Here is a 20,711-nt window from a genome sequence, read left to right on the forward strand (position 1 = left end):
GGAAAGACTTGCGCCTTGGGCCCATCTTGGGATAATTCGCTACCCAGTTTCTGCCGATAGATGAAATAACGAGCAACCCATGTCGGCTGTGACCCAGATTGATGAAATAACGAGTGATCCAATATGCCAGTGACCCAAGACGAATTTAACGAAGACGGCAAATTCATGCGCAAGATCCGCAGCTTTGTCCGTCGTGAAGGCCGCCTGACCAAGGGTCAGGAGAAGGCTCTGGCCGAACAGTGGCCAGTCATGGGGATCGATTTCGACACTGCCCCGCTGGACTTCGTCGCCCTGTTTGGTCGCGATGCCCCCGTGGTGCTGGAGATTGGCTTTGGTATGGGGACCTCCCTGGTCGAGATGGCCAAGCAAGCTCCCGAGAAGAACTTTATCGGTATCGAGGTGCACAGCCCCGGCGTCGGCGCCTGCCTCGGCAGCGCTCAGGAGGCCGGTGTCACCAACCTGCGCGTCATCTGCCACGATGCGGTCGAAGTGCTGGAACACATGATCCCGAATGGCTCGCTCGCCTGTCTGCAGCTGTTCTTCCCGGATCCCTGGCACAAGAGCCGTCACCACAAGCGTCGTATCGTGCAGCCTGCCTTTGCCCAGGATATTCGCCAGAAGCTGGCCATAGGTGGCGTCTTCCACATGGCCACCGACTGGGAAAACTATGCCGAGCACATGCTGGAAGTGATGAGCGCCGCCGAAGGCTATGAGAACACCTCGCCCGCGGGCAACTGGGCGGAGCGTCCCGAGTGGCGTCCGCTGACCAAATTTGAACAACGGGGCCATCGTCTTGGTCACGGGGTTTGGGATCTGATTTTTAAACGCGTTAACTGAACCTGAGGAGCTGTCATGGCAAACCGTAGTCGCCGTCTGCGTAAGAAATTGCGCGTCGAAGAGTTCCAGGAAATGGGATTCGATCTGAGCTTTAACTTCCCGGTCAACACCGCCGAAGCGACCATAGATGCCGTCATCGATGCCCTGATCGATGAGGTGATTGAGCCGCGTAAATTGGCATTCGCCGGTTCCGGCCACCTGGCATGGGAAGGCATGATCTGCACCCAGGCGCTGGGCAAATGCACCGATGAGGACAGAGCCGTTCTCAAGGGCTGGCTGGAAGCCAAAGGCATGGAGGCCGTCGAGGTCACCGAACTGTTCGACCTCTGGTATGGCGAACCGGCCTGATTGGCCGAATGAAAAATCCCGCCGCTGGCGGGATTTTTGTCTGTGGGGTAGATCGCCCCGTTTGAGTCGTGGAACCTCTCAATGCAGTTGTCATCGCAATTATTGGAAAGCATCCTTGATGAAGTGCGTCCCCTGCTGGGGCAAGGCAAGGTGGCAGATTATATTCCGGCGCTGGCCCAGGTGCCGGCCGACAGGCTTGGCATGGCGGTCTACACGGTGGGGGGCGAACTGTTTACCGCCGGTGATGCTTTCGAACCCTTCTCCATCCAGAGTATCTCCAAGGCGCTGAGCCTGACCCTGGCCCTCACCCTCTACCGGGAAGAGGAGATCTGGGCCCGGGTTGGCAAGGAGCCCTCGGGTCAGCCGTTCAACTCGCTGGTTCAGCTTGAGTTTGAGCAAGGCATTCCCCGTAATCCCTTCATCAATGCCGGTGCCCTGGTGGTGAGCGATCTGCTGGAAACCCGGCTCACGGCGCCCCGTCAACGGACCCTGGAGCTGGTGCGCCGCCTGGCGGCCAATCCAGCCATCGTCGCGGATGCCGTGGTGGCGAAGTCCGAATACCAACACTCGGCCCGCAATGCCGCCATCGCCTACCTGATGAAGTCCCACGGCAACTTTGAAAATGAAGTCGACAAGGTGCTGCAGAGTTACTTCAACGCCTGCGCCATTCGCATGAGCTGCGTCGACTTGGCGCGCGCCTTCGTCTATCTGGCGAATCGTGGCCTGCCACTCGGAGCGAGCGAGCCGCTGCTGGGGGCGCGCACCACCAAACAGGTCAATGCCTTGCTCGCCACCTGCGGCCTCTATGACGAAGCGGGGGATTTTGCCTACCGCGTCGGCATGCCGGGTAAATCCGGGGTCGGCGGTGGTATCATGGCGCTGATCCCGGGTGAGCTCTGTGTCTGTGTCTGGTCACCCGAACTGAACAAGGCCGGTAATTCTCTGGCAGGCACGGCGGCGCTCGAGCGACTGTCCGAGCGCCTCGGCCGCTCCATCTTTTAACTGCCATTCATCATAAGTGAGCAAGTCAATGAAACACGCGATTCAGCAGCTGTTGGCGGCCTCGGCCAGCCTGCTGCTCTGGTGCAGCTTCTCCGCGCAAGCGGGCGAGCTGGCCCCCCTCTCCATGCAGGAGGCCAAGGCTCAGGGCGCCATCATAGTCGACACCCGTCCCAGCCACTTCTATCAGGGATGGCCCATGGAAGGGGAGAGTCAGGGCGGCCATGTATCGGGGGCGGTCAGCCTGTCTGCGGACTGGAAATATGATGACGAGCAGTGGCCCCAGGCACTGCGTGACAAAGGGCTGGATGCCAGAAAGCCGGTCGCCCTCTATGGCAGCGAGCGTGGCCTGGCCGAGGTGGCGCGGATGTTGCGTATGCGCGGCTTCCATCAGCTGTACGAGCTCAAAGGCTGGCAAGAGGCCAAGCGAGAGCGCCTGGTGCGCTGGCAGCAACTGGTCTATCCCCAGTGGCTGGCGGATTTGCAGGCGGGCAAACCCGTCGTGGCCGCTCCCAAGGGCGACTGGAAACTGTTCGAAGTGGATTGGGGGGCGCCCAAGGCGTTTCTGATCAGCCACATTCCGGGGGCCGATTACATCGATACCAATCGCCTGGAGCAGGAGCCGCTGTGGAACAAGGTGTCCGATGCCGATCTTGAGAAGCTGCTGCTGGAAAATGGGATCCGTCATGACACCACTGTGGTGCTCTATGGTCGCAACACCATGGCTGCTGCCCGCGCCGCTCATCTGATGATGTACGCCGGCGTCAAGGACGTTCGTCTGCTCGATGGTGGCATCGAGGCCTGGTTTATCGCCCATCTGCGCACCAAGACCGGCCTGCCGCACCAGTACGAGGCCGCCGAGTCGTTCGGTGCCAAGATCCCGGTGCACCCTGAGTACCTCACCTCGACCGAACAGGCCAAGGCCTTGCTCAAGCAGTCCGATGGCGAGCTGGTCAGCATCCGTACCTGGGACGAGTTCATCGGCGAGACCTCGGGTTACAGCTATATCGAACCCAAGGGTGACATTCCTGGCGCCAAGTGGGGTCATGGCGGGGTTGACTCGCAAAGCATGAGCGATTTCCACAATCCGGATGGCACCATGAAGCCGTCGAGTGAAATTCTGGCCATGTGGCAGCAGTGGCAGATAGCGCCACAGGATCAGACCGCCTTCTATTGCGGCACTGGCTGGCGCGCCTCCGAGGCCTTCTTCTACGCCTGGTTGATGGACTGGAAGCGGATCAGCGTCTACGACGGCGGCTGGTACGAATGGAGTTCTGATCCCAAGAATCCGACCATCACCGGTGAGCGCAAGCCAAAGGGCTGACCGCAGAGACTCGTGCGCCAGAAATAAAAAAGCACCTTCATGGAAGGTGCTTTTTTTATCTGCGACGGATTGTCATTTCATGTCAGAAGGAGGCGACACTGCTCTGGCTGTAGAGCCCGTACTTTCTGGCCAGCATCTGACCCCCGTCCCGGGTCAGGGGGACCCAGCTGATGGTGCCGCTGTCTATGGTGGACTTGAACATCATGAGGTCGAACGGGATGGTGATGTAGAGCCCCTTGGTGAAGCTCCCTTCACCGTACTCTTCTGCCGACACATTGGTGAAGGTCGCAAAGAAACCGGCACTGATGCCCGAATCAAACTGCTTGGCGAAGTTGAGGGTGGCACCATAATCCCCTGCCAGGTAACGACCCACCGAGATCTGGGCCGTCACCTTGTCGAGAAACTCCGGCTGCCAGTAGGTGGTGACATGGCCGGTCGCCACCTGATAGTCAGCAAGCTGGAGGGTGTTTTCCCAGTCCCGCTGTTTCACCAGATTGAGATCTGCCCCTATGGCCCAGGATTGGTTGAAGGGGCGATACAAGGCTTCACCGCCGACCCCGGCGTACATCATCTCCAGATAGCCGCCATATGTCTGGGCGTACCAATCTTTACCATATTTATCCATATGGGTGAGCTGAAGGTTATTCAGCAGCACATCTGAGGAGGTGACATATTCCCGGATCCAGGTTCTGACCCGGGGCAAGGCCTCACCATCGGGCGGGGGAGCCGTGTAATTGAACTTGTCATAGTTGTTGAACAGATTGAAGAAGAGCGTGCTGCTCAGCCAGTTGTGATCTGTCATGTACCAGTCGGTATTGGCATTCAACCCGACCTGATACATGTAAAAGCTCTCTGAGCCCCCGATGGATTGGTTCAGTTTGGGCACAATTTTGAAACTCCATGAGCGGGGCTCCGCCTCATGGCGCCGTGCTCCCTGAACCTGGGTCGGTGATTGCCGGCTGACCTCGATCTCCTGTTTCTGGCCGAGAGGAAGATCGCTGTTGGCGCGGCGCACCGAGTCCAGATCGACGCGGGTCTCCTGCAGTGGCATCCCTTGTTTTTGCTCGATCATCCGCAACTGCTTCACCGACGCAGGCAGTTCATTGACGGCGAGCATGGTAGCCCTGTGCTCGCCCTGAGCCTGCTCCCGGAAGCGGGTCTGCTCACCCACCAGGGTTAGGGTGTCGTCATCACCGTAGAGGGAGACCTCTTGCCAGCCAGCATTGGCGGCCAGCTGGGAGGACAAATCTTGCCAGTCCACCTCATCCAGAGAGGCCGTTTCGCTGGTCTGATAGGCCGGAACCGGGGGATCCATGAGCTTTGGCAGCGACAAGGAGGGATCGTTGAAATTGGTATGCAGTGTCATCCCCCACATCAGCGTGTTGCCGCGCTGATAACTGAGGTGCATGTCGAGAGCATCATAGGGCTGGTAGACTATGCCCACATTGATGGGGGTGCTTTGTGTGATGACGCCCGCCGACTCGTGACTGTAGTCATTGCCATCGTATTCAAGCTTCAACCTCAATGGTTGCCAGGGCGTCTGGTACTCTATTCCGCCAAAGAGAGCGGCAGGCCCATGGAACAGGCTGCCAAATTCAAATTTGCCACCACTGCCCGAGAACCCGTCGTCCCGTTGGCACCAGCCATCGCGGAGTTCACAGAAGGGGTTCTTGATGTTGCCACTCTGCCCCATGTTTCCCCATGCCATGCCCAGGGTGAAATCAAGGTTCTCATAGCGCTTGCTGGCAACGATGTACTCGCTATCAAAGAGTCCGGTCCCCATTACATCGCGAAGCCCGACAGAGACATGAGGGCGCCAGGTGGATTCATTCCAGAGCCTGGCTTTGACATCCAGCCCCTTGTCTTTATAGGTTTGATCGCCACTGAAGCTCTCATCATTGCTATACAGGCGGGTGCGAATGTCGGTGTATCTCAGGGTGGCTTCCAGCCAGTCGAATGGTTGCATGGAGATAGACCAGCGTCGATATTCCTGGTTATCCATGTAGTTGAAAGAGAACTCACCTTCTGGGGCCATGCGCGCCGTTGGCATCTGGAGCAGACCTACACCACCAAAGTCACTCTGGGTCGGAAAGGCAGGGGAGAAACTATCCGTATTGGCGCAAGCGATAGGAGAGACAAGAATAGAGAGAGTGGCGATTCTGGTTAGCATTACTCGGGTATCCGATTAGCAATCATTTCGGCAATACGGAGATTGATGTTTTTAAATTTGGCTGGCAGCAATTCGGGATCGAACCCGGCAAACAGTGTTGCACCGGGCATGGGTTCTATATGGTATTCATTCCATACGGCCACAGGTGATAACTGGGTGCTGCCATCTGGCTGGATGAGATATACCTCACCCGGGTTGGCTCCGGCCAACAAGCTATGGCCCTGCCAATATTCAGCCAAACCTTTTCCATGCTCATGAGGCAATGACTTACGGCTATTGATTAAACCCATCAAATATAAACGGGATGGCCGAGGAGAGACATACAATGAGTAGTTGCCGCTCAAGCGGGGGTTGTTATCAGGTTCAATTCTGCTGAGATCGGGATCCAGCTTTATATCAATCCGGCCGGTGACATCAAGCTGATCCAGCTCTCGCAACAGTTGCTGGGTTGTTTGAACCAGACCGCCTTGATGCTCTCTCATCCATATCACCTGGAGCGATTTCACATCGCTGAGCAATAATTCCTTGGCTTGCTGGACCACACGCTCTTCTGCGGGGGATGAGATAATGGCGGCAGGCCAATAGATATGGTCAGGTAGCTGGCTGTTATTCAGTAGCTGTTCAAGGCGCTGACTATCCGAAAGGGAGATGGTGGTGCCATTGACATTACCTAAGACTACTTTGGTAACACTGTCAGCGTGAAGAATGGGCGTATAGCCTATCAATAACGAGAGTATTATTTTTTTCATGATGCGTAAGGCTTGGTAAAGACCATCTCTATGGTGCTGTTGTCAGGGCCTAGCTTTTGAACGGTCTTTCGGATCAGGCCAGACTTTTTGTCCAACCAGTAATAATTATTCCATATTTGATCATCTTTTATCGACTGCACGGTTTCCTCATAGAGGGAGGTCGCAATGATGGTGCCATTGATATCCAGACTTTCATCCGCGAGCTGGCGGAATACACTGCGCATGCTTCTCCCACTGCGACGATCCTTTGCCCATTCGGCGCTGTAACTGAACTGTGCACCCGAGGCGAAGGATGCTTGAATCAAGGGGTCCTTCATCGTACTGGAATAATAATGAAGATCATTTTCCAGTTTCAATGTTTTAGTAATTCTACCATGCTCGGTCACTATCATGCCCCTGTCGCTGCTAACCCAGGACAACCTATTTTCATCTGCAAACGCAAGCACGACGAATATTTTTGGTCTGTCATCTACGGTGACATATGCACTGGCATAAGGGAGTTTATTGATGGCTTCCGGGGTGATAGTTATTTCTTCATTTCCGGAGAGAAGAAATTTAAGTTGCTGATAGCTATCAACGTTGTTGTCTGCACAGCCAAACAACAACATTGATAACACTATAATAATGCGCTTAGTTAGCATAAAAACATCGCTGAATGAATCGGTATAAAAATAAAGACTGCCCTCAGGCAGTCTTTAAATCGTAATATCAACGAGCTGTGCTGGTCACAGTCGAGGTGGAGCTGTTGTCGTCTTTGTCGTTGCTGGCAACGGCGACGGCGACGCCGATGGCAGCCGCAGCGGCGACACCAACAGCGATGGCGCCAACGGTCAGACCACCAGCGGCAGCGCTGCCTGCAGCACCTGCACCGGCAGCAGCACCACCAGTCTCGGCAGCCATGGTCTGGCCGGACAGGGCCAGCAGGGCAGTCATAATCAAAACACTCTTCTTCATATATTTCCCTTATAAAATCAGAATAGTCGAGGTTCGTTCTACTCTATTATGATGGCAAACCATCGTTTTTGGTTAATTTGCATCCATTATTTTTTATCATGACGGAATGCAAACCGAACCAAAACTATCATCACTCCCAACATGCCGCCCAATAGTGCACCCAATACAACAATCAGTGCCCGTTTTGGTTTTATTTTCTCTTCGGCGATGACGGCAGGATCAAGTACCTTAAATACGTATTCCTGATTGACCTCGGCGAGCATCAAGGCCTTGGTCTGCTCTTCGATCAGTTGATAAAAAACCTTCTGCATATCGGCGACGGAGGTTTTGGATAATTGCTCGGTCAGATAGGAAATATTGCGCTTTGCCTCCTCTTGATCCCGTTGTTTCATGGTGTGGTTGAGATCATTGATCAACCAGTCCACCCACTGTTTGGCCAGTTGTGGTGAATAAAATTCAACGTTGACTGTCAACAATCCGGTCTTGGGATCGCTATTGAGGGAGACCAGCCCCCTGAAAGCCTTGATCAGTTCCCAGTCCGTGGGCTCGGGTGACTTGCCAGCAGGTAATTCGCGCACCCACTTCTGGGTCACCGTATCGTAGATCTGAGGGTCGATGATCAACTCGCCGGTGGTTTTATCCATACCGGTAGCGGCGAGCAGAGGGACAGCCAGCTGGTGGTGGCGGATGAAATCTCCAAGAAACAGCCGTGATTTGCCCACTTCGATGGCTATCGAGGCCTTATCTCCGCCTTTGTTGCCAAGATCGACACCAGCCAGGCTGGCTAGCCCACCGAAGCGGGATGCCAGCGCGGAGAGTCCACCACCTTGCTGCTCAAGAGAGGGAGTCAGCAAGGCCTCGGCGCGATAGATATTGGGGCTCCAGAGTGCGAAGGCGACGGCGAGACCGGTGGCAATGAAAGTGGTGGAAAAAATCCACCACTTGCCATGCCACAAGGCAACCACTAACTCCCGCAGGTCAATTTCATCACTTACCGGAGACATATCTCTCGGTAAGGGAATGACATTCACTTTTTGTGCTTCCATTATGATGTAATGAGTCCTATGGAATATGAACTGATGCGTTCAATAGCATTATTTTATTGCGGACCAGGCCACACCCAATTGATACATAATCTGAGTTGCTGAGGACATAATGCTCAGGTTGTCCAGATAATCAGAGTCCACCGGGACTATGATGGTATCGCCAGGCTCAAGACTCTTTCGTCCACCAAACCAACTGTCATTAGGCAACATCACACTGCCGTTGGCTTTTATCACATAGACGCGATCGGTATCGGCCTGCTTCTTTGTTCCGCCAGCAAGACTGATATATTCATTGATGCTGGTATCCCCTTTGTATATGTGAGCTGATGGGAACTGCACCATCCCTGCGATGGAGACCACATTCTGCATGGTCGGGATATATAATTTATCGCCATCCTCCAGCAATATATCGGATTGCTTTTCTCCGGAGAGCAGTGCTGGCATATCTATGGTCATCCGCCCAATGGCCTTGCTGTTCTCCAGTTGATTCACAACCGTCATGGCTTCGGCAGGAGAGCTGCTGTAGTTGGCAATGGTACTCTGTCTGCGCAAGGTCATGGTCGATATTTCTTGGCGAAGCTCATCCCGCAGCATCACCAACCGTTGTTCTTCCTGCTGGCGCAAGGCCTTACGAGCAAATATCGCCCCGTTGGGATTGGCGTAGGCCGTAATGCCACCCACCCGCTCGATCAGATCGTGCAGGCTTTCTCCGCGTCGGACGGTATATGTGCCGGGGAATTTCACTTCACCGAAGACCTGGACGGTCGCTTCTTCCCGCCACTGTGGGTGGGGCAGGACGTTGATATTGTCTTTGGATTGCAGTAGGGGCGAACTGTACGGGCTATTGGCTGTATCCAGGGAGAATCGCTCATTCTGGACCAGGATGCTGTCACCACGCTCATTGACGCGGGACAGTTCGACAATGTTGGCCTGCTCATTGAACCCACCGGCGGCGAGAATGGCATCGGACATGCGACTGCTCTCGGTCAGTGGGTAGAGGCCCGGGTATTTCACTTCCCCCCTGACTTCCATGATTTTGACCGGCTGGCCCTGAGTCGACTGCGCTTTCAGGCGCTCGATGACTGGCGCCAACAAGGCTTGTCTGGAGTCCGCCACAACGGCATCTGTTGCGGTTTTATCGGAAAGTGAAGAGAGCTTGATCTGGCTATCGGTATTCAATTCATCGTTTGTGACATTGGCGCCGGTGGATGCATCTGTGCGCATCATGGCAGCGTTGTCCAGTTCTCGAGACTTCGCCTTGAGATCCTTCACCTTGGTTGAGGTTGTGGCTGTCTCTCTGAGGCGGTCAGTAGCATCATTTCGGAACACCAGCACCTGATCCCGGGCCTGAAGCAGGACATCATCCTTGCCACCAGGGTGTTGCAGGGCATTGCCCAAGTTGAATTGAATCACGTTGATATTACGTTGGGAATCAATCTCTCTGACCACGAGTGCGTAACTCAAATCGGTAGCCGAAATGAGGTCTCGCTCAACACTCTGCAAGATGGTGCTGACCCGAGTACCGGGAGAGAAGCTATAGACGCCGTCACGAACCACAGCGCCTTTGACCACAATGGCCTGGCTATATTCGGTGCTGCTCGGTTTGACCGATATCTTGTCCCCGTCCCGAATACTGAACAGGCGATCATGGGCGTTGGCCAGTGTCAGGTTGAATACCCTGAGACCGCTGTCGGTGTGACGTTCTACGGAAACTTCTTGCAACGCGGCGGCTTTGACGCCGCCAGCCAGTGCGAGCACATCCGCCAGTGGTGCCGAATTCCTCAGCTCGTAAATGGCGGGGCGCTTGACCAGCCCGTTGATGGCGACCTCACTGCCCTTGGCAGGCACAAACACTGTATCTCCGGCCTGTAAACGGATGTCTTGGCTGGTATCACCCCAGACAAGCATCTTGTAGAGATCCACATCGATGATTTTTTGCCCTGCGCGTTTTACCTGGATTTTTCGCAAGGAACCGACTGTGTCTATGCCACCAGCGGCCTGCAATACCTGAGTCACGGTCGCCATGCCACTGACATTGTAAGCACCTGGGCGGTAGGCGTCTCCCATGACAAACACCTGCATGGAACGCATTGAACCAAAGCTGATGAAGGAATTTACACCAATCATCTGCTCCTTGATCCTGGATTCAAGGTCACTTCTGAATTGCTGGAAGGTTAAGCCACTGGCGGAGATAGGGCCGAGACTGGGAAAATCAATAAAGCCTTCCCGGCCGACACTCAAATCGTAAACCGCATTTTCTTTACCGTAGAGTTGAACATGAATTTCATCTCCAGGGCCAATAACATAGTCATCTGCAACTGGCATGTCGGTAATAGGGGCATCCAGGATGGGCTCACCGGCAAATACATTATACCCAAATGGCTGTAAGTCTCCGGGTTGCGCCACACCAGCAATGAGCGGACGTTGGGATACCTGGGTGTAATCGAGTTCACGTGGGGCTGCAACAGGGACTGATGGCGTGACAGGGGTAATGGCGCTTGTGCTTTTCAGTTGCTCTGTTGATATACCATATTGTTTTGCCAATGATTGCTGTTCTACAGGCGATAGACGCTTGAACTGTTCCATCATCTGTGGGCTTATTTGCGGTGCGGCGAACGCATTTAAGCTAACCGCAGCAAGTATCCATGGCGCTGTTATGAATTTCATTTTTGGTAAAGCCTTGAAATGTGTTTGTTCTAACTATTAGAAATGGTTGCCAGAACGTATCTGACATTCCATGTTGACTATATTAACTATTGCTGTGCATCACACCCTGAAAGGAACTGGGCCTATTAAATATATTTTTATTTTCTGTGGTGAAATTATTTTAAGTATTTACGAGTCACATGAAATAAACGTATTAAAATTGTAAATTACGAAAAATTGACATTTATAGCGGATGACATGACATGGAGCTCACAGAAAATCAGTATTGACTTATGGCACAAATCACTATCTTGCCAACTGTGCGACCAAATTACTCAATAAAGAGTCTCATCCCATCGACAAGATGTAGGGAAAAATGGGCATAGCTACCGCATCCGAATGACATCCCGGCATGCTTTGTGAATTATTTGTTGCCTAACCTGTTCACCAGACAACCTGTGTCGCACTTAGGTGGGCGAAAAAGATTTATTATTGATGGTTTTAGTAATTAGGTTGCCATTTGAATTCAGTGGCGGAATCTATCAAAAATGTATTTTTTTGCAACAAATATCAGACAATTCTCAATAAATGGGTGCCATTAGAGCCATTCATGGTTTTTTGTGCTGAGATGAAGGAGTGTTTGTATAAATGCTGTTGTGTTTTTGTGCTTGATTGTTGGTTTTTAGGTTTCTTTCTGGTGGTTGACTTTCTTGTTTTTATTATTGATTTAAATTCGCTTCAGCTAGGCTGTTGGAGTGTTCCCCTCATGGTGAGGGGCGGGCAAGGAAAGCAGGCGATGAGATTTTCCATGGTGTTACTCTGCTGCGCGTTGGGTGTCACGGCATGCAGCTCCCAATACATAATGAGCACTCGGGATGGCAAGCTGATCACCACTGATAGCAGACCCAAGCTGGATGAGAGCACTGGCATGTATCGGTATTACGATGAGGAGGGGAGGGAGATGCTGATCAGGAAGGACGATGTGACTCAGATAATGGAGCGTTGATCCAACTTGTTCTCTTGGTAAGAGGGCTGCCCATGGGCAGCCCTCTGCCGTGTGTGGTCAGGCTATCTGATCGATCTGCCGATTGACTTGGCGGGCAAACAGCTGATGGAAGCGCGATCCAGGGTTGGCCAGCAGGCCGACCGGCGAGCCCTGCTCCACCACAGTACCGGCTTCCATGACTACTACCTTGTCGAGGGAGAGCAGCGGCTCCAGATGGTGGGCTATCACCAGGTAGCTGGCATCGGGTCTATAGCGATAGAGCAACTCGGCCATCTCGCGCATGCCACTGTGGCTGAGATCCGAGGTCGCCTCATCCAGCACGATCAGCGGGCGCTGCGACAACAGGATGCGGGCGATCACCAGCAACTGGGTCTCCCCTGCGGAGAGCTGAAGCCTGTCGAGATCCTCATCCAGCCTGCCGGCGCAGCGTTCACCCAGTCCCACCCGTTGCAGGGCCTCTGTCAGCCTAGCGTCGCTGTGTTCGGCGCTGAGATTGTCAGGTTGCAGCTCGGTGCTGCCGGAGGGCACATCATGTTGCTGTTCAAGGGGAGCCAGGTTGGCGCGCAGGGTGCCGAAGAAGGTGAGTGGCGTCTGGGATACGGTGTCATAGAGGGCGCGCACGGCCTCGGGGGCCAGGGTCGACAGTGGTTGCTCCCCATAATAGATCTCCCCCTGCGCATAAGGGTACATGGCCTGCAAGGCACCGAGCAGTGAGCTTTTCCCCGCCCCGGTGCGCCCGCACACGCCAACTTTCTCACCGGGAGCCAGCTCGAAGTTGACCTTGTGCAGGGCCCACTGGCTCGCCTCGGGATAGCGCAGACCAAGGTTGACGAAGCGCACTGGGGGATGAGGAGTACGCAGCGGCTCTCCCTCCTGGCGTTCACTGGCAATCTCGCTGTATTCGCGCACCCGCTCGACGGCATTCATCATCTGCTCGACTTCGGCAAAGGTGCGGATCAGGGCATTGAGCATGGCCGAGGTGGTGAAGGCATAGGTGATGGCCACGGCCCCGAATAGCGTGCTGTCGCTCAGGGCAACCATGAGTGCCACGGCGCCGACCAGGGCGGCGGAGAGCAGGGTCTGGTGCAGGCCGAGCCAGCGGTTGATGGAGGTGGTGGTGTACCAGCTGCGCAGGTTGTTGTCATAGTGAACCAGCACCTGATCCAGGGCGTAACGCTCGGCCCCGGCCAGACGCAGGGCGGGTGCACCACGAATGGTCTCGCTGATGCTGATATAGAGGGGCGAGCGCAGCACGGATGCCTGGCGTCTGAGCTTGAGCTGCACCGCGCGGTAACGGCGCTGCAGCAGGTAGAGCACGCCGCCGACCAGGGGCGTCACCAGCAGCAACAGCGGCAGATTGATACCGATGACCAACACTTGCAGCAGCACCGAGATCAGCATGCCAAACAGACCGCTCATCATGGGCAACAAGGTCTCCTGGGTTTCGGCGAGATCCCTGTCGAAGCGATTGAGGATCCTGCCCTGGGGCACCTTGTCAAAAAAAGCCATGGGGGCACGGCTGATGCGGCCGAGCATGCCCTCGAACAGACTCCAGGCAAGCTTGAGGCCCAGCTTGTAGTTGAGCACCCGTACCAGGGTGATACAGAGCAGGGAGCCGAGCCCCAGGGCCATGTAGGTGCCGAGCAGGGGCGCCAGTTCAGTGTTGGCAGCCTTGCCGCCCAGCCAGAGATCCGAGGCGATGCGCAGCCCCTCCTGACCCAGGGCCAGCAGCAGGGTCAACAGGATAAGGCCGGGAGCCTGGAGCCGCTGCCACAGAAAGCCAAACAGTCCCCAATCCACCTTGCCTTCGACCATTTTCTCCTCATTGAACAGCTCGGCTTCCTGGGGGACGAGGAGAGTTTGTTCGGATACCGGCACGGGCAAGTCGGCGAGCTGGCGGGGGGCCAGCTCGGTCAAGGATCCTTGCTCAATGGAGAATACCCGGTCGCAGTGCGCCAGCACCTCGGGGTCATGGCTTACCAGCAGCCGGGTCGGACCGGGCCGGAACGTTAGCCCCAGGCGCAACACTTGAGCCGAGACCATGGGATCCAGTGCCGAGAGCGGATTATCGAGCAGCAGTATGTCGGCCTGGGTGTAGAGCGCTCGCGCCAGGGCTACCCTCTGCTGCTGTCCCCCGGAGAGCCGGGTGCCGAGTTCGCCGACTAGCGTCTGATCCCCGTGGCCGAGCAGGGCGAGATCTCCGGTCAGGGTGCAAGCCTCCAGCACCCAGAGGTAGCGAGCCTCATCCCAGGGCTGCCCGAACAGTATGTTGTTGCGGATGCTGTCATTCATCAGCCAGGGCTTGTGACCCAGGTGGGCGACCCTGCCGTGACGGCGGATCTCCCCTTCGAAGTCATCATCGAAGCCGGCAATCAGGTGCAGCAGACAGCTCTTGCCCGCTCCCGTCTTGCCGGTGATGCCGATTAACTCGCCCGGGTTGATGGTCAGGTTGACGTCGCTCAGCACCGGGTGCTGTTGGTGATGGGCGCTCACCTTGTTGAGGAGCACTGTGCCCCTGGTCAGGCTGTCATCATCGAGCTGGCGATGCTGCTCCGGGCTGTTGAGCAGTTCGCACAGCCGTTGGAAGCCGGTATTGAAGTTGATCAGGGTACGGATGAGGTAGGGCAGGCGCTGCATGGGAATACGCAGCACGGCGAACAGGGCTATGGTGGTGAACACCTGGGGCAGGGTCAGGTTCTGGCCTGACACCAGGTAGGTGGTGAAGGTGGCCAGGGTGACCAGCAGCGGTGTCCCCAGCATGAGGGCATCATTGATGGCATCGAGCCTGAGCACTCGGCCAAGCACCCTGAGCTCCTGCTGACGTTTCTGCTCCGCGGCCCGGGTGAAGAATGGGCCCAGCCCGTTCTGGCGTACCAGTCGCAGCTTCTTGATGTACTCGGCCAAGATGCCGTTGCGCTCATCCTGGCTGTGTTTGAGGTGCTGTTCCTGCTGGTTCATGCGGCGGATCAATCGGGTCGAGAGCAGCAGCAACAGGGTCAGCACGGCGCAGCCTACCAGGCCGGCGCTGCCCACCTGCCACACCAGCAGGGCTATAGTACCCGCCAGCTGCAACAGCATGGTGATTGGCATGGCGGGGTCTGCAAGAATCCAGGTGATGTCCCAGACATCGCGATTGATCAGGTTCTGCACTCGGCCGCCGGCTCTGTCATCGAAGCTCTTGCCGCCGAGCTTCATCACCTTGGCGAGCAGGGCCTCGGCCAGCAGTCGGCGGATAGGGACGTGCATCTTGAGCGCCAGTTGCAGGGCATGTTCTGCCAGCATGCCCGCGGCGAGCACAGAGCCAAACAGCGCGAAGGCCAGCAGCAATTTGTGCTCGGTCGCGGCGCCAGTACCGAGCTGCGTCATGACATGGTTGAGCAGCCAGGGACTGGCCAGAGTGGCCAGCATGGCCAGCAGTTGCAGCAAGGTAAGCAGGGCGATGCGGCTGCCATAGTGGCGCCAGATGTAGGTCGTGATGGCCCAGGGACCCACCGGCAGGCGGGCGGTCAGGGCCAGGAAGGCGTCGGCTCGCGCATCTCTGTTGTCTTGGGGCAGCAGGGGGTAGAGATCGTCCAGACTGACGCTGGGTTCCTGCAATCCCTTGCGCTGCAAGGGGCCGGTCCAGTGATAGAAGAGACGACTCAGCCAGCCGGCCGAGAGTTCCGGATGATCCAAGTTCACTTTCCTTATTGTTATTGTTTGCTTCCACATTCGGGCGAACTTGCCGCCCTCTCCCCACTCAGGGGGCGGTGCTAGCGATCCCGGTTCAACCTGATGAGCCTGTCCAGAATATATTCGCCATCGGCGCGCAGGCCGTTGTGCTCGTATTCGTTGGTTATCCAGGCGCGGCTGTTGCCAAGGCCCTTGAGGGTTTCACGACTGAAATCAAACTCCACATACATGTCATCGGCATAGACGGCGCAGGCCACGGGCACCTGGTTTTGTTGCAGCTGGCTGGGGTCGTAGAGCGGGCCCCAGTCCGCTTTCTTTGCCAGCAGCTGGGCCGCCTCCTTGAGAGGAAGTAGCTCGCGGAACTGCTCGAACATCCAGGGGTAGATCATCTCGCCGGTGAAGGCGAGGTCCTGGCCCGGCGCCCAGGCCAGCTCGGGATACTCTCGGCGAACCCTCTCGGCCGCCCAGTCGCTCGCCCGCCCCTCGGCATAGATGGCCTCGTGCAAGATGGCGAAGATGGGGTGGGCGTTGAAGGGCTGCATGGCCTGGATCTGGTAGAGGAAGGCGGGATTGATCCGCTCGCCGATGAAGGCGTCTTCCAGCAGGAAATAGAGGCCCTCGAAGGCGCCAGTGGCCCCCAGATCCAACCCTTGTTGTTGCAACTGCTCTACCGTCAGACGCTGCCCATTGGGCAACCTGACCTCATGCTGGTGCAGATGTTTGGCGAGGCGATTGACCAGTGCCTGCGCATGGGGGAAACGGTCGAAGAAGGCGCGGTTCTTGTCGGCCACCCGCAGGTAGGTGGCGCGATAGACCTCCTCGGCACTGCGGCCCATTGGCGGGACGCCGCCGGTGATATAGACCTCGTGCAGGGCCTTGGGAAAGAGCGACAGATAGCTGAGGCAGCAGAAGCCGCCAAAGCTCTGACCGAGCAGGCTCCAGGGACGGTGTGGGGAGAGCTGGGCACGGATCAGTTCGGCATCGCGCACTATGCTGTCGGCGCGAAAATGGCTTAGGTAGCTGGCCTGTTCAGCGGGGCTCAGGTGCGCCAGCGCCTCGGCGTTGACCGGGGTAGAGTGGCCGGTGCCCCGTTGATCGAGCAGCACGACGCGAAATTCTTGCAAGGCGCGCTTGAGCCAGCCGCTCTGATTGGTAGGGCGGGGCGCGCCAAAGCCGGGTCCCCCTTGCAGGTAGAGCAGCCAGGGCAAGTCGGCATCCAGCTTGTCCTTGCGACAGAGGGTGCGGGCAAACAGAGTGAGCTCAGGGCCGTCCTCATGCTGATGGTCGAGTGGCACTGTGAACAGGCGAGGCTCACACTGGATGCCATCCAGCACATAACTCAAGGGGCGATTCATCTGGTGTACTCCCGAAACGAGGCAACTGGGGGACCCACATCATAACCATGGCCCAGGAGCCGGTCACGCCGGTTTTGGCTGCATCCGCAAGTTTGGTGATTTGTCCCGTCCCGCTCGGGATCCAGAGCGAGAAGTCGGGTTGACGACGTCTCGCTTACCCGCCCTGTGGTGGCCGCGCGCCAAGCTGGGTGTGCCGCCACGCAGATGCAAAAAGCCCGCTCATTGAGCGGGCTTTTTGCAAAAATTTGGCTCCTCCTGCTGGACTTGAACCAGCGACATACGGATTAACAGTCCGCCGTTCTACCGACTGAACTAAGGAGGAATTATTGGTGCCCAGAGACGGAATCGAACCGCCGACACGGGGATTTTCAATCCCCTGCTCTACCGACTGAGCTATCTGGGCAACGGCGCGCATTAAACCCTTTTGAGATGACACTGTCAACCTGAGGGCCGGATAAATTCGCCGTTCGCTCGACATCTGTGCAATCCGCTGTTTTCCTGGCCAGTGACTGGCCGATCAATCGGGAGGCGCTGGCCGAACGCGGGACTGGGGGCAGCAAAAAGGCCCCCGCAGGGGCCTCGACTGACATCAATGTTACTGCTTGCTGACGATGATCCTGCCGGTGCTCATGTCCCTGGCCTGACCGGTGACCGCTATCTTGAGGCCAAGCTGGGGCAGGCGCTTGCCGGCATCCGGGATGGCAGCCTGTTGATAGCTGTTGCCATCCTTGAAGATGCGTTTGGGCGCTATCCACAGATCCTGCAGGAAGGAGCCGCTCGGGTGGTTGAGGATGAGCGGTTTGGCTATCCCCAGGCTGAAGGTTGCATCATGGATCTGGTAGCGGGTGCTGGCCACGGCGCCATCGCTCCATGTGAGCGGGCGCTGATCCGCATCCACCACGCCGAGGAAACCCTCCCCCGGGTGTTGTCCGACCCAGTTGTTGCTCTGGCTGTTATCCACGTACCAGAGCAGCAGGCCCGGCTCGTAGCGCATCAGCTGGTCGCTCACGTTGATGTGGGCCAGCCCCTTGTCGACGCCCGCATGGTTGCGCCACTCGGCCAGGTAGTAGTGATCCTTGGCCTCGTTGCCATTGCTCTTCACGAAGCCGACCAGGCTGAAGGCTGAGGCAGCCTCGGCACCGTCGCTGACCAGAGTCTCGCCGTCGGCGACTATCTGGATCTCGTCCACGAACAGACCCTGCTCGGCCACGCCACCATCGCTCAGGTACTGCAGGCTGAGCTGGATCTGCTGACCGGCCCAGGGGCTCAAGTCAAAGTCGGCATCGACCCAGCCCCCCGAATGGCCCGTGATGCCGATACCAAAACCGATGCCGTTCGGATCGTCCGAGGTGGTCAGGTTGCCCGCAATGGGCTGGCCGTTGATCAGCACCCGCGCGTAGTCGAAGCCATCTTCTATCTGGTACCAGGCCTTGAAGCCAAGGGTCGCACTCTGCTTGCCGGTCAAGTCCAGGTTGAGGACCATGCGGTTGTCCAGATCATTGCCGTTACCACCATGGTATTCAAACTGGCCGGCGTAGGGGGGATTGAGGGGCACCTGTTTCGGGGGCAGGTTGATGCGCAACACATCATCGTTGCGTCCCTTGTCGTTGGCCTGATCCAGCATATAGACGTTGCCGCGTCGGCTAAGATCGTCGACATGCACATTGCTGCCGTGCAGCCAGTTGCCGCCGAGGGAGGCTTGCAGGAACTCCTTGGCCCAGGCGGAGAAGCCGGTCGGTTCGGTGCCGCCAATCACCCCCGCCCAGGAGCCGGAAGACATCACGGACCAGGTGGCGACGGGTTCGCCCTTGCCGGTGTACTTGGTGTCGTATTCATCCGGCAGGCCGAGATCGTGGCCATATTCATGGGCGCAGACCCCGGCCGCCGCATCGATGGGCTGTATGGTGTAGTCGTAGGCGGCATACTGGCCGTTGAAGTTACCGGCCGGGCTGCTGGTGCCGGGAATGGGGTAGGGGTTGCCCAGGTTCCAGCGATGGGCCCAGATGGCATCTTCACCCAGATCGCCGCCACCGGCCTCTTCCCCCACGCTGGCGTGGAAGATCATCAGGTGGTCGATCAGGCCATCGGGTTCGTTGCGATTGCCGTTGCCGTTCAAGTCGTAGCGATCCTCCTGATCAAACTCGGCGAGATCGATGCTGGGGTCATTGGCGACCTGGATCAGCGCCTCCTTCACCAGCTCCCGCACCGCCGTTTCGTTCTGGTTATTGCCATAGTCGGCGGCAGGCTTGCTGGCCGTGTACCAGCCAGCCACCTGACCGCCCACGCTGTAACTCTGGCCGGATTGCTGCTCGTAGAACTGGCGCATCGAGATGAAGGTCTCGCCATTGGGGCCCTGGTAACCCTTAGGGGAGAACAGCAGGTCGTTGTAGTGCGCCGGGGTGTAGTCCGGGTAATACATCTTGGTCAGCTCGGGGCGGACACTGTTTTTCGGGTAGTCGGGGAAGTCGACCAGAATGGCGAGGATCTTGTCCTGCCGCTTGGCGCCCCGATAGTGCTCTTTCTCGATGGACTTGAGCAGCAGGGTGGGGATGCGATCGCCGGGACGGGCCGTGCCGTTCAAGCGGATCTTCTTGAGGATGCGCTCGCGCACCTTGCCCTCCTGCACCGCCAGCGCACCATGGCCCTGGTGGGCACGCGCCTTCTGGCGGTAGAAGCTGGCCAGGGCGGCCTGCTCCATCTCGGGCGAGGCCAAGGTGGCAATCTTGCCACTCTTCTTGAGCATCTCCAGCACCTTGGCCTCATCGGCCAGGGGGGCATCGAAGGGGCCATGCACCGGGGCGGCGCTGACCTGGTTTCCAATCATAAGGGTCGAGCCAATCAGCAGGCTCAGTATGGTTTTTTTAGTCATTATTAACGTGCTCCATCACGTGAAAAAAAGGAGCCAGCAGGGGCTCCTCTCTCGTCGGCAAGCTCGGCTTGCAGACCCTTGATAACCCGATGCGTACCCTTTGTCATCGCGGCTTCATTGCATTCTTGTTCTGGAGAAGAGGCTATTGGTGACTCATTTGTTCTGGTTTGGATGCGCTTGTCTGCTGGATGTGCGGCCCATCAGGTGATGTATGGCAGATAGTGCGGATTGGCCCCCAAAATGGGCATGTCCCCATTTGGGGGAGAGGGAGCGCGCCTGAACAAAGGGCAGATGGACACCGACACTCGTTGAGCGGGGCGCGCCGGACAGGTATGCTTTGCGCAACCATACCGCCTGGGAGGCAACATGAGTCTGGATATGCAAGAGTGGCGCGACGAAACGACCGCAATAGTGACCGAACTGCTGGCCGACGGCAGCAACCCTGAGCTCGACTACGAGATAGAGCACCACTTCGCCTGCCAGGATTTCGATCTGCTGGAGAAGGCGGCGGTGGACTTGTTCAAGGCGGGCTTCGAAGTGACCGATGCCGAAGAGATGGAGCTGGATGACGGCGCCACTATCTTCTGTTTCGATGCCACGGCCGAATGCGCCTTGAATGTGGAGCGCATTCTCGCCGACATCGAGAAGATGCGTCCCATCCTCGAGAAATACGGGGTGGATTACGATGGCTGGGGCACTTACTTCCAGGAGTAATATCCAGGGGTGAGGCCGTATC

At 57.0% G+C, this 20,711-nt stretch carries 15 protein-coding genes and 2 tRNA genes; 6 read left to right on the forward strand and 11 right to left on the reverse strand.

What is annotated here, in order from left to right; genetic code table 11:
• Positions 1-123 precede the first annotated feature (123 nt).
• The 4 genes from trmB (at position 124) to M2367_RS19750 (ending at position 3,508) form a co-directional block, all read left to right on the forward strand.
• Positions 124-837, forward strand: a complete 714-nt coding sequence (gene trmB, locus M2367_RS19735) for a tRNA (guanosine(46)-N7)-methyltransferase TrmB (protein ID WP_259238084.1) — start codon at positions 124-126, stop codon at positions 835-837.
• A gap of 15 nt (positions 838-852) precedes the next feature.
• Positions 853-1,185 carry a 50S ribosome-binding protein YggL gene (locus tag M2367_RS19740; RefSeq protein WP_042041064.1) on the forward strand — a complete coding sequence of 111 codons (333 nt, stop codon included), beginning with the start codon at positions 853-855 and terminating at the stop codon, positions 1,183-1,185.
• An 81-nt stretch (positions 1,186-1,266) separates the two neighbouring features.
• Positions 1,267-2,187 carry a glutaminase B gene (gene glsB, locus M2367_RS19745; protein ID WP_224431191.1) on the forward strand — a complete coding sequence of 307 codons (921 nt, stop codon included), beginning with the start codon at positions 1,267-1,269 and terminating at the stop codon, positions 2,185-2,187.
• Positions 2,188-2,215: 28 nt separating this feature from the next.
• Positions 2,216-3,508, forward strand: a complete 1,293-nt coding sequence (locus tag M2367_RS19750) for a sulfurtransferase (RefSeq protein ID WP_259238089.1) — start codon at positions 2,216-2,218, stop codon at positions 3,506-3,508.
• Between the two features lie 82 nt (positions 3,509-3,590).
• Here M2367_RS19750 and M2367_RS19755 read toward each other — a convergent pair whose 3' ends face one another.
• The 6 genes from M2367_RS19755 to M2367_RS19780 all read right to left on the reverse strand — a co-directional run bounded on the left by M2367_RS19755 (position 3,591) and on the right by M2367_RS19780 (position 11,016).
• Positions 3,591-5,678, reverse strand: a complete 2,088-nt coding sequence (locus M2367_RS19755) for a YjbH domain-containing protein (RefSeq protein ID WP_259238091.1) — start codon at positions 5,676-5,678, stop codon at positions 3,591-3,593.
• Positions 5,678-6,427, reverse strand: coding sequence for a capsule biosynthesis GfcC family protein (locus M2367_RS19760; protein WP_259238093.1), 750 nt, complete (start codon positions 6,425-6,427; stop codon positions 5,678-5,680). The genes M2367_RS19755 and M2367_RS19760 overlap by 1 nt, the downstream gene beginning before the upstream one ends.
• Complete coding sequence (locus M2367_RS19765; RefSeq protein ID WP_259238095.1) at positions 6,424-7,068, reverse strand: YjbF family lipoprotein; 645 nt, start codon at positions 7,066-7,068, stop codon at positions 6,424-6,426. Before M2367_RS19765 ends, M2367_RS19760 begins: the two co-directional genes overlap by 4 nt.
• Before the next feature lie 67 nt (positions 7,069-7,135).
• On the reverse strand, positions 7,136-7,381 hold the full coding sequence (locus tag M2367_RS19770) for a hypothetical protein (protein ID WP_259238097.1): 246 nt from the start codon (positions 7,379-7,381) through the stop codon (positions 7,136-7,138).
• 86 nt (positions 7,382-7,467) lie between these two features.
• Positions 7,468-8,427 (reverse strand): Wzz/FepE/Etk N-terminal domain-containing protein, encoded by a 960-nt coding sequence (locus M2367_RS19775; RefSeq protein ID WP_259238098.1) that lies wholly within the window; start codon positions 8,425-8,427, stop codon positions 7,468-7,470.
• 48 nt (positions 8,428-8,475) lie between these two features.
• Complete coding sequence (locus M2367_RS19780) at positions 8,476-11,016, reverse strand: SLBB domain-containing protein (RefSeq protein WP_259238099.1); 2,541 nt, start codon at positions 11,014-11,016, stop codon at positions 8,476-8,478.
• An 853-nt stretch (positions 11,017-11,869) separates the two neighbouring features.
• On the opposite strand from M2367_RS19780, the gene M2367_RS19785 reads away from it, so the two are divergent.
• Positions 11,870-12,079 carry a YgdI/YgdR family lipoprotein gene (locus M2367_RS19785; protein ID WP_042041059.1) on the forward strand — a complete coding sequence of 70 codons (210 nt, stop codon included), beginning with the start codon at positions 11,870-11,872 and terminating at the stop codon, positions 12,077-12,079.
• A gap of 57 nt (positions 12,080-12,136) precedes the next feature.
• On the opposite strand, the gene M2367_RS19790 is transcribed toward M2367_RS19785, so the two are convergent.
• From M2367_RS19790 to M2367_RS19810, 5 genes are all read right to left on the reverse strand, one after another.
• The gene (locus M2367_RS19790; protein ID WP_259238102.1) at positions 12,137-15,754 is read right to left on the reverse strand and encodes an ATP-binding cassette domain-containing protein; all 3,618 of its coding nucleotides are present in this window, start codon (positions 15,752-15,754) and stop codon (positions 12,137-12,139) included.
• A 77-nt stretch (positions 15,755-15,831) separates the two neighbouring features.
• On the reverse strand, positions 15,832-17,106 hold the full coding sequence (locus tag M2367_RS19795; protein WP_259238103.1) for an alpha/beta hydrolase: 1,275 nt from the start codon (positions 17,104-17,106) through the stop codon (positions 15,832-15,834).
• A gap of 246 nt (positions 17,107-17,352) precedes the next feature.
• Positions 17,353-17,428: transfer RNA gene (locus tag M2367_RS19800), tRNA-Asn, on the reverse strand.
• Positions 17,429-17,433: 5 nt separating this feature from the next.
• Positions 17,434-17,509 (reverse strand) — tRNA-Phe (locus tag M2367_RS19805).
• A gap of 192 nt (positions 17,510-17,701) precedes the next feature.
• Positions 17,702-19,975 (reverse strand): immune inhibitor A, encoded by a 2,274-nt coding sequence (locus M2367_RS19810; protein ID WP_259238104.1) that lies wholly within the window; start codon positions 19,973-19,975, stop codon positions 17,702-17,704.
• A gap of 378 nt (positions 19,976-20,353) precedes the next feature.
• On the opposite strand from M2367_RS19810, the gene rraB reads away from it, so the two are divergent.
• Positions 20,354-20,689 (forward strand): ribonuclease E inhibitor RraB, encoded by a 336-nt coding sequence (gene rraB, locus M2367_RS19815; protein ID WP_042040974.1) that lies wholly within the window; start codon positions 20,354-20,356, stop codon positions 20,687-20,689.
• The last annotated feature ends 22 nt before the right edge of the window (positions 20,690-20,711 follow it).

It is taken from the genome of Aeromonas sp. BIGb0445, from assembly GCF_024809075.1.
Classification (GTDB): domain Bacteria; phylum Pseudomonadota; class Gammaproteobacteria; order Enterobacterales; family Aeromonadaceae; genus Aeromonas; species Aeromonas rivuli.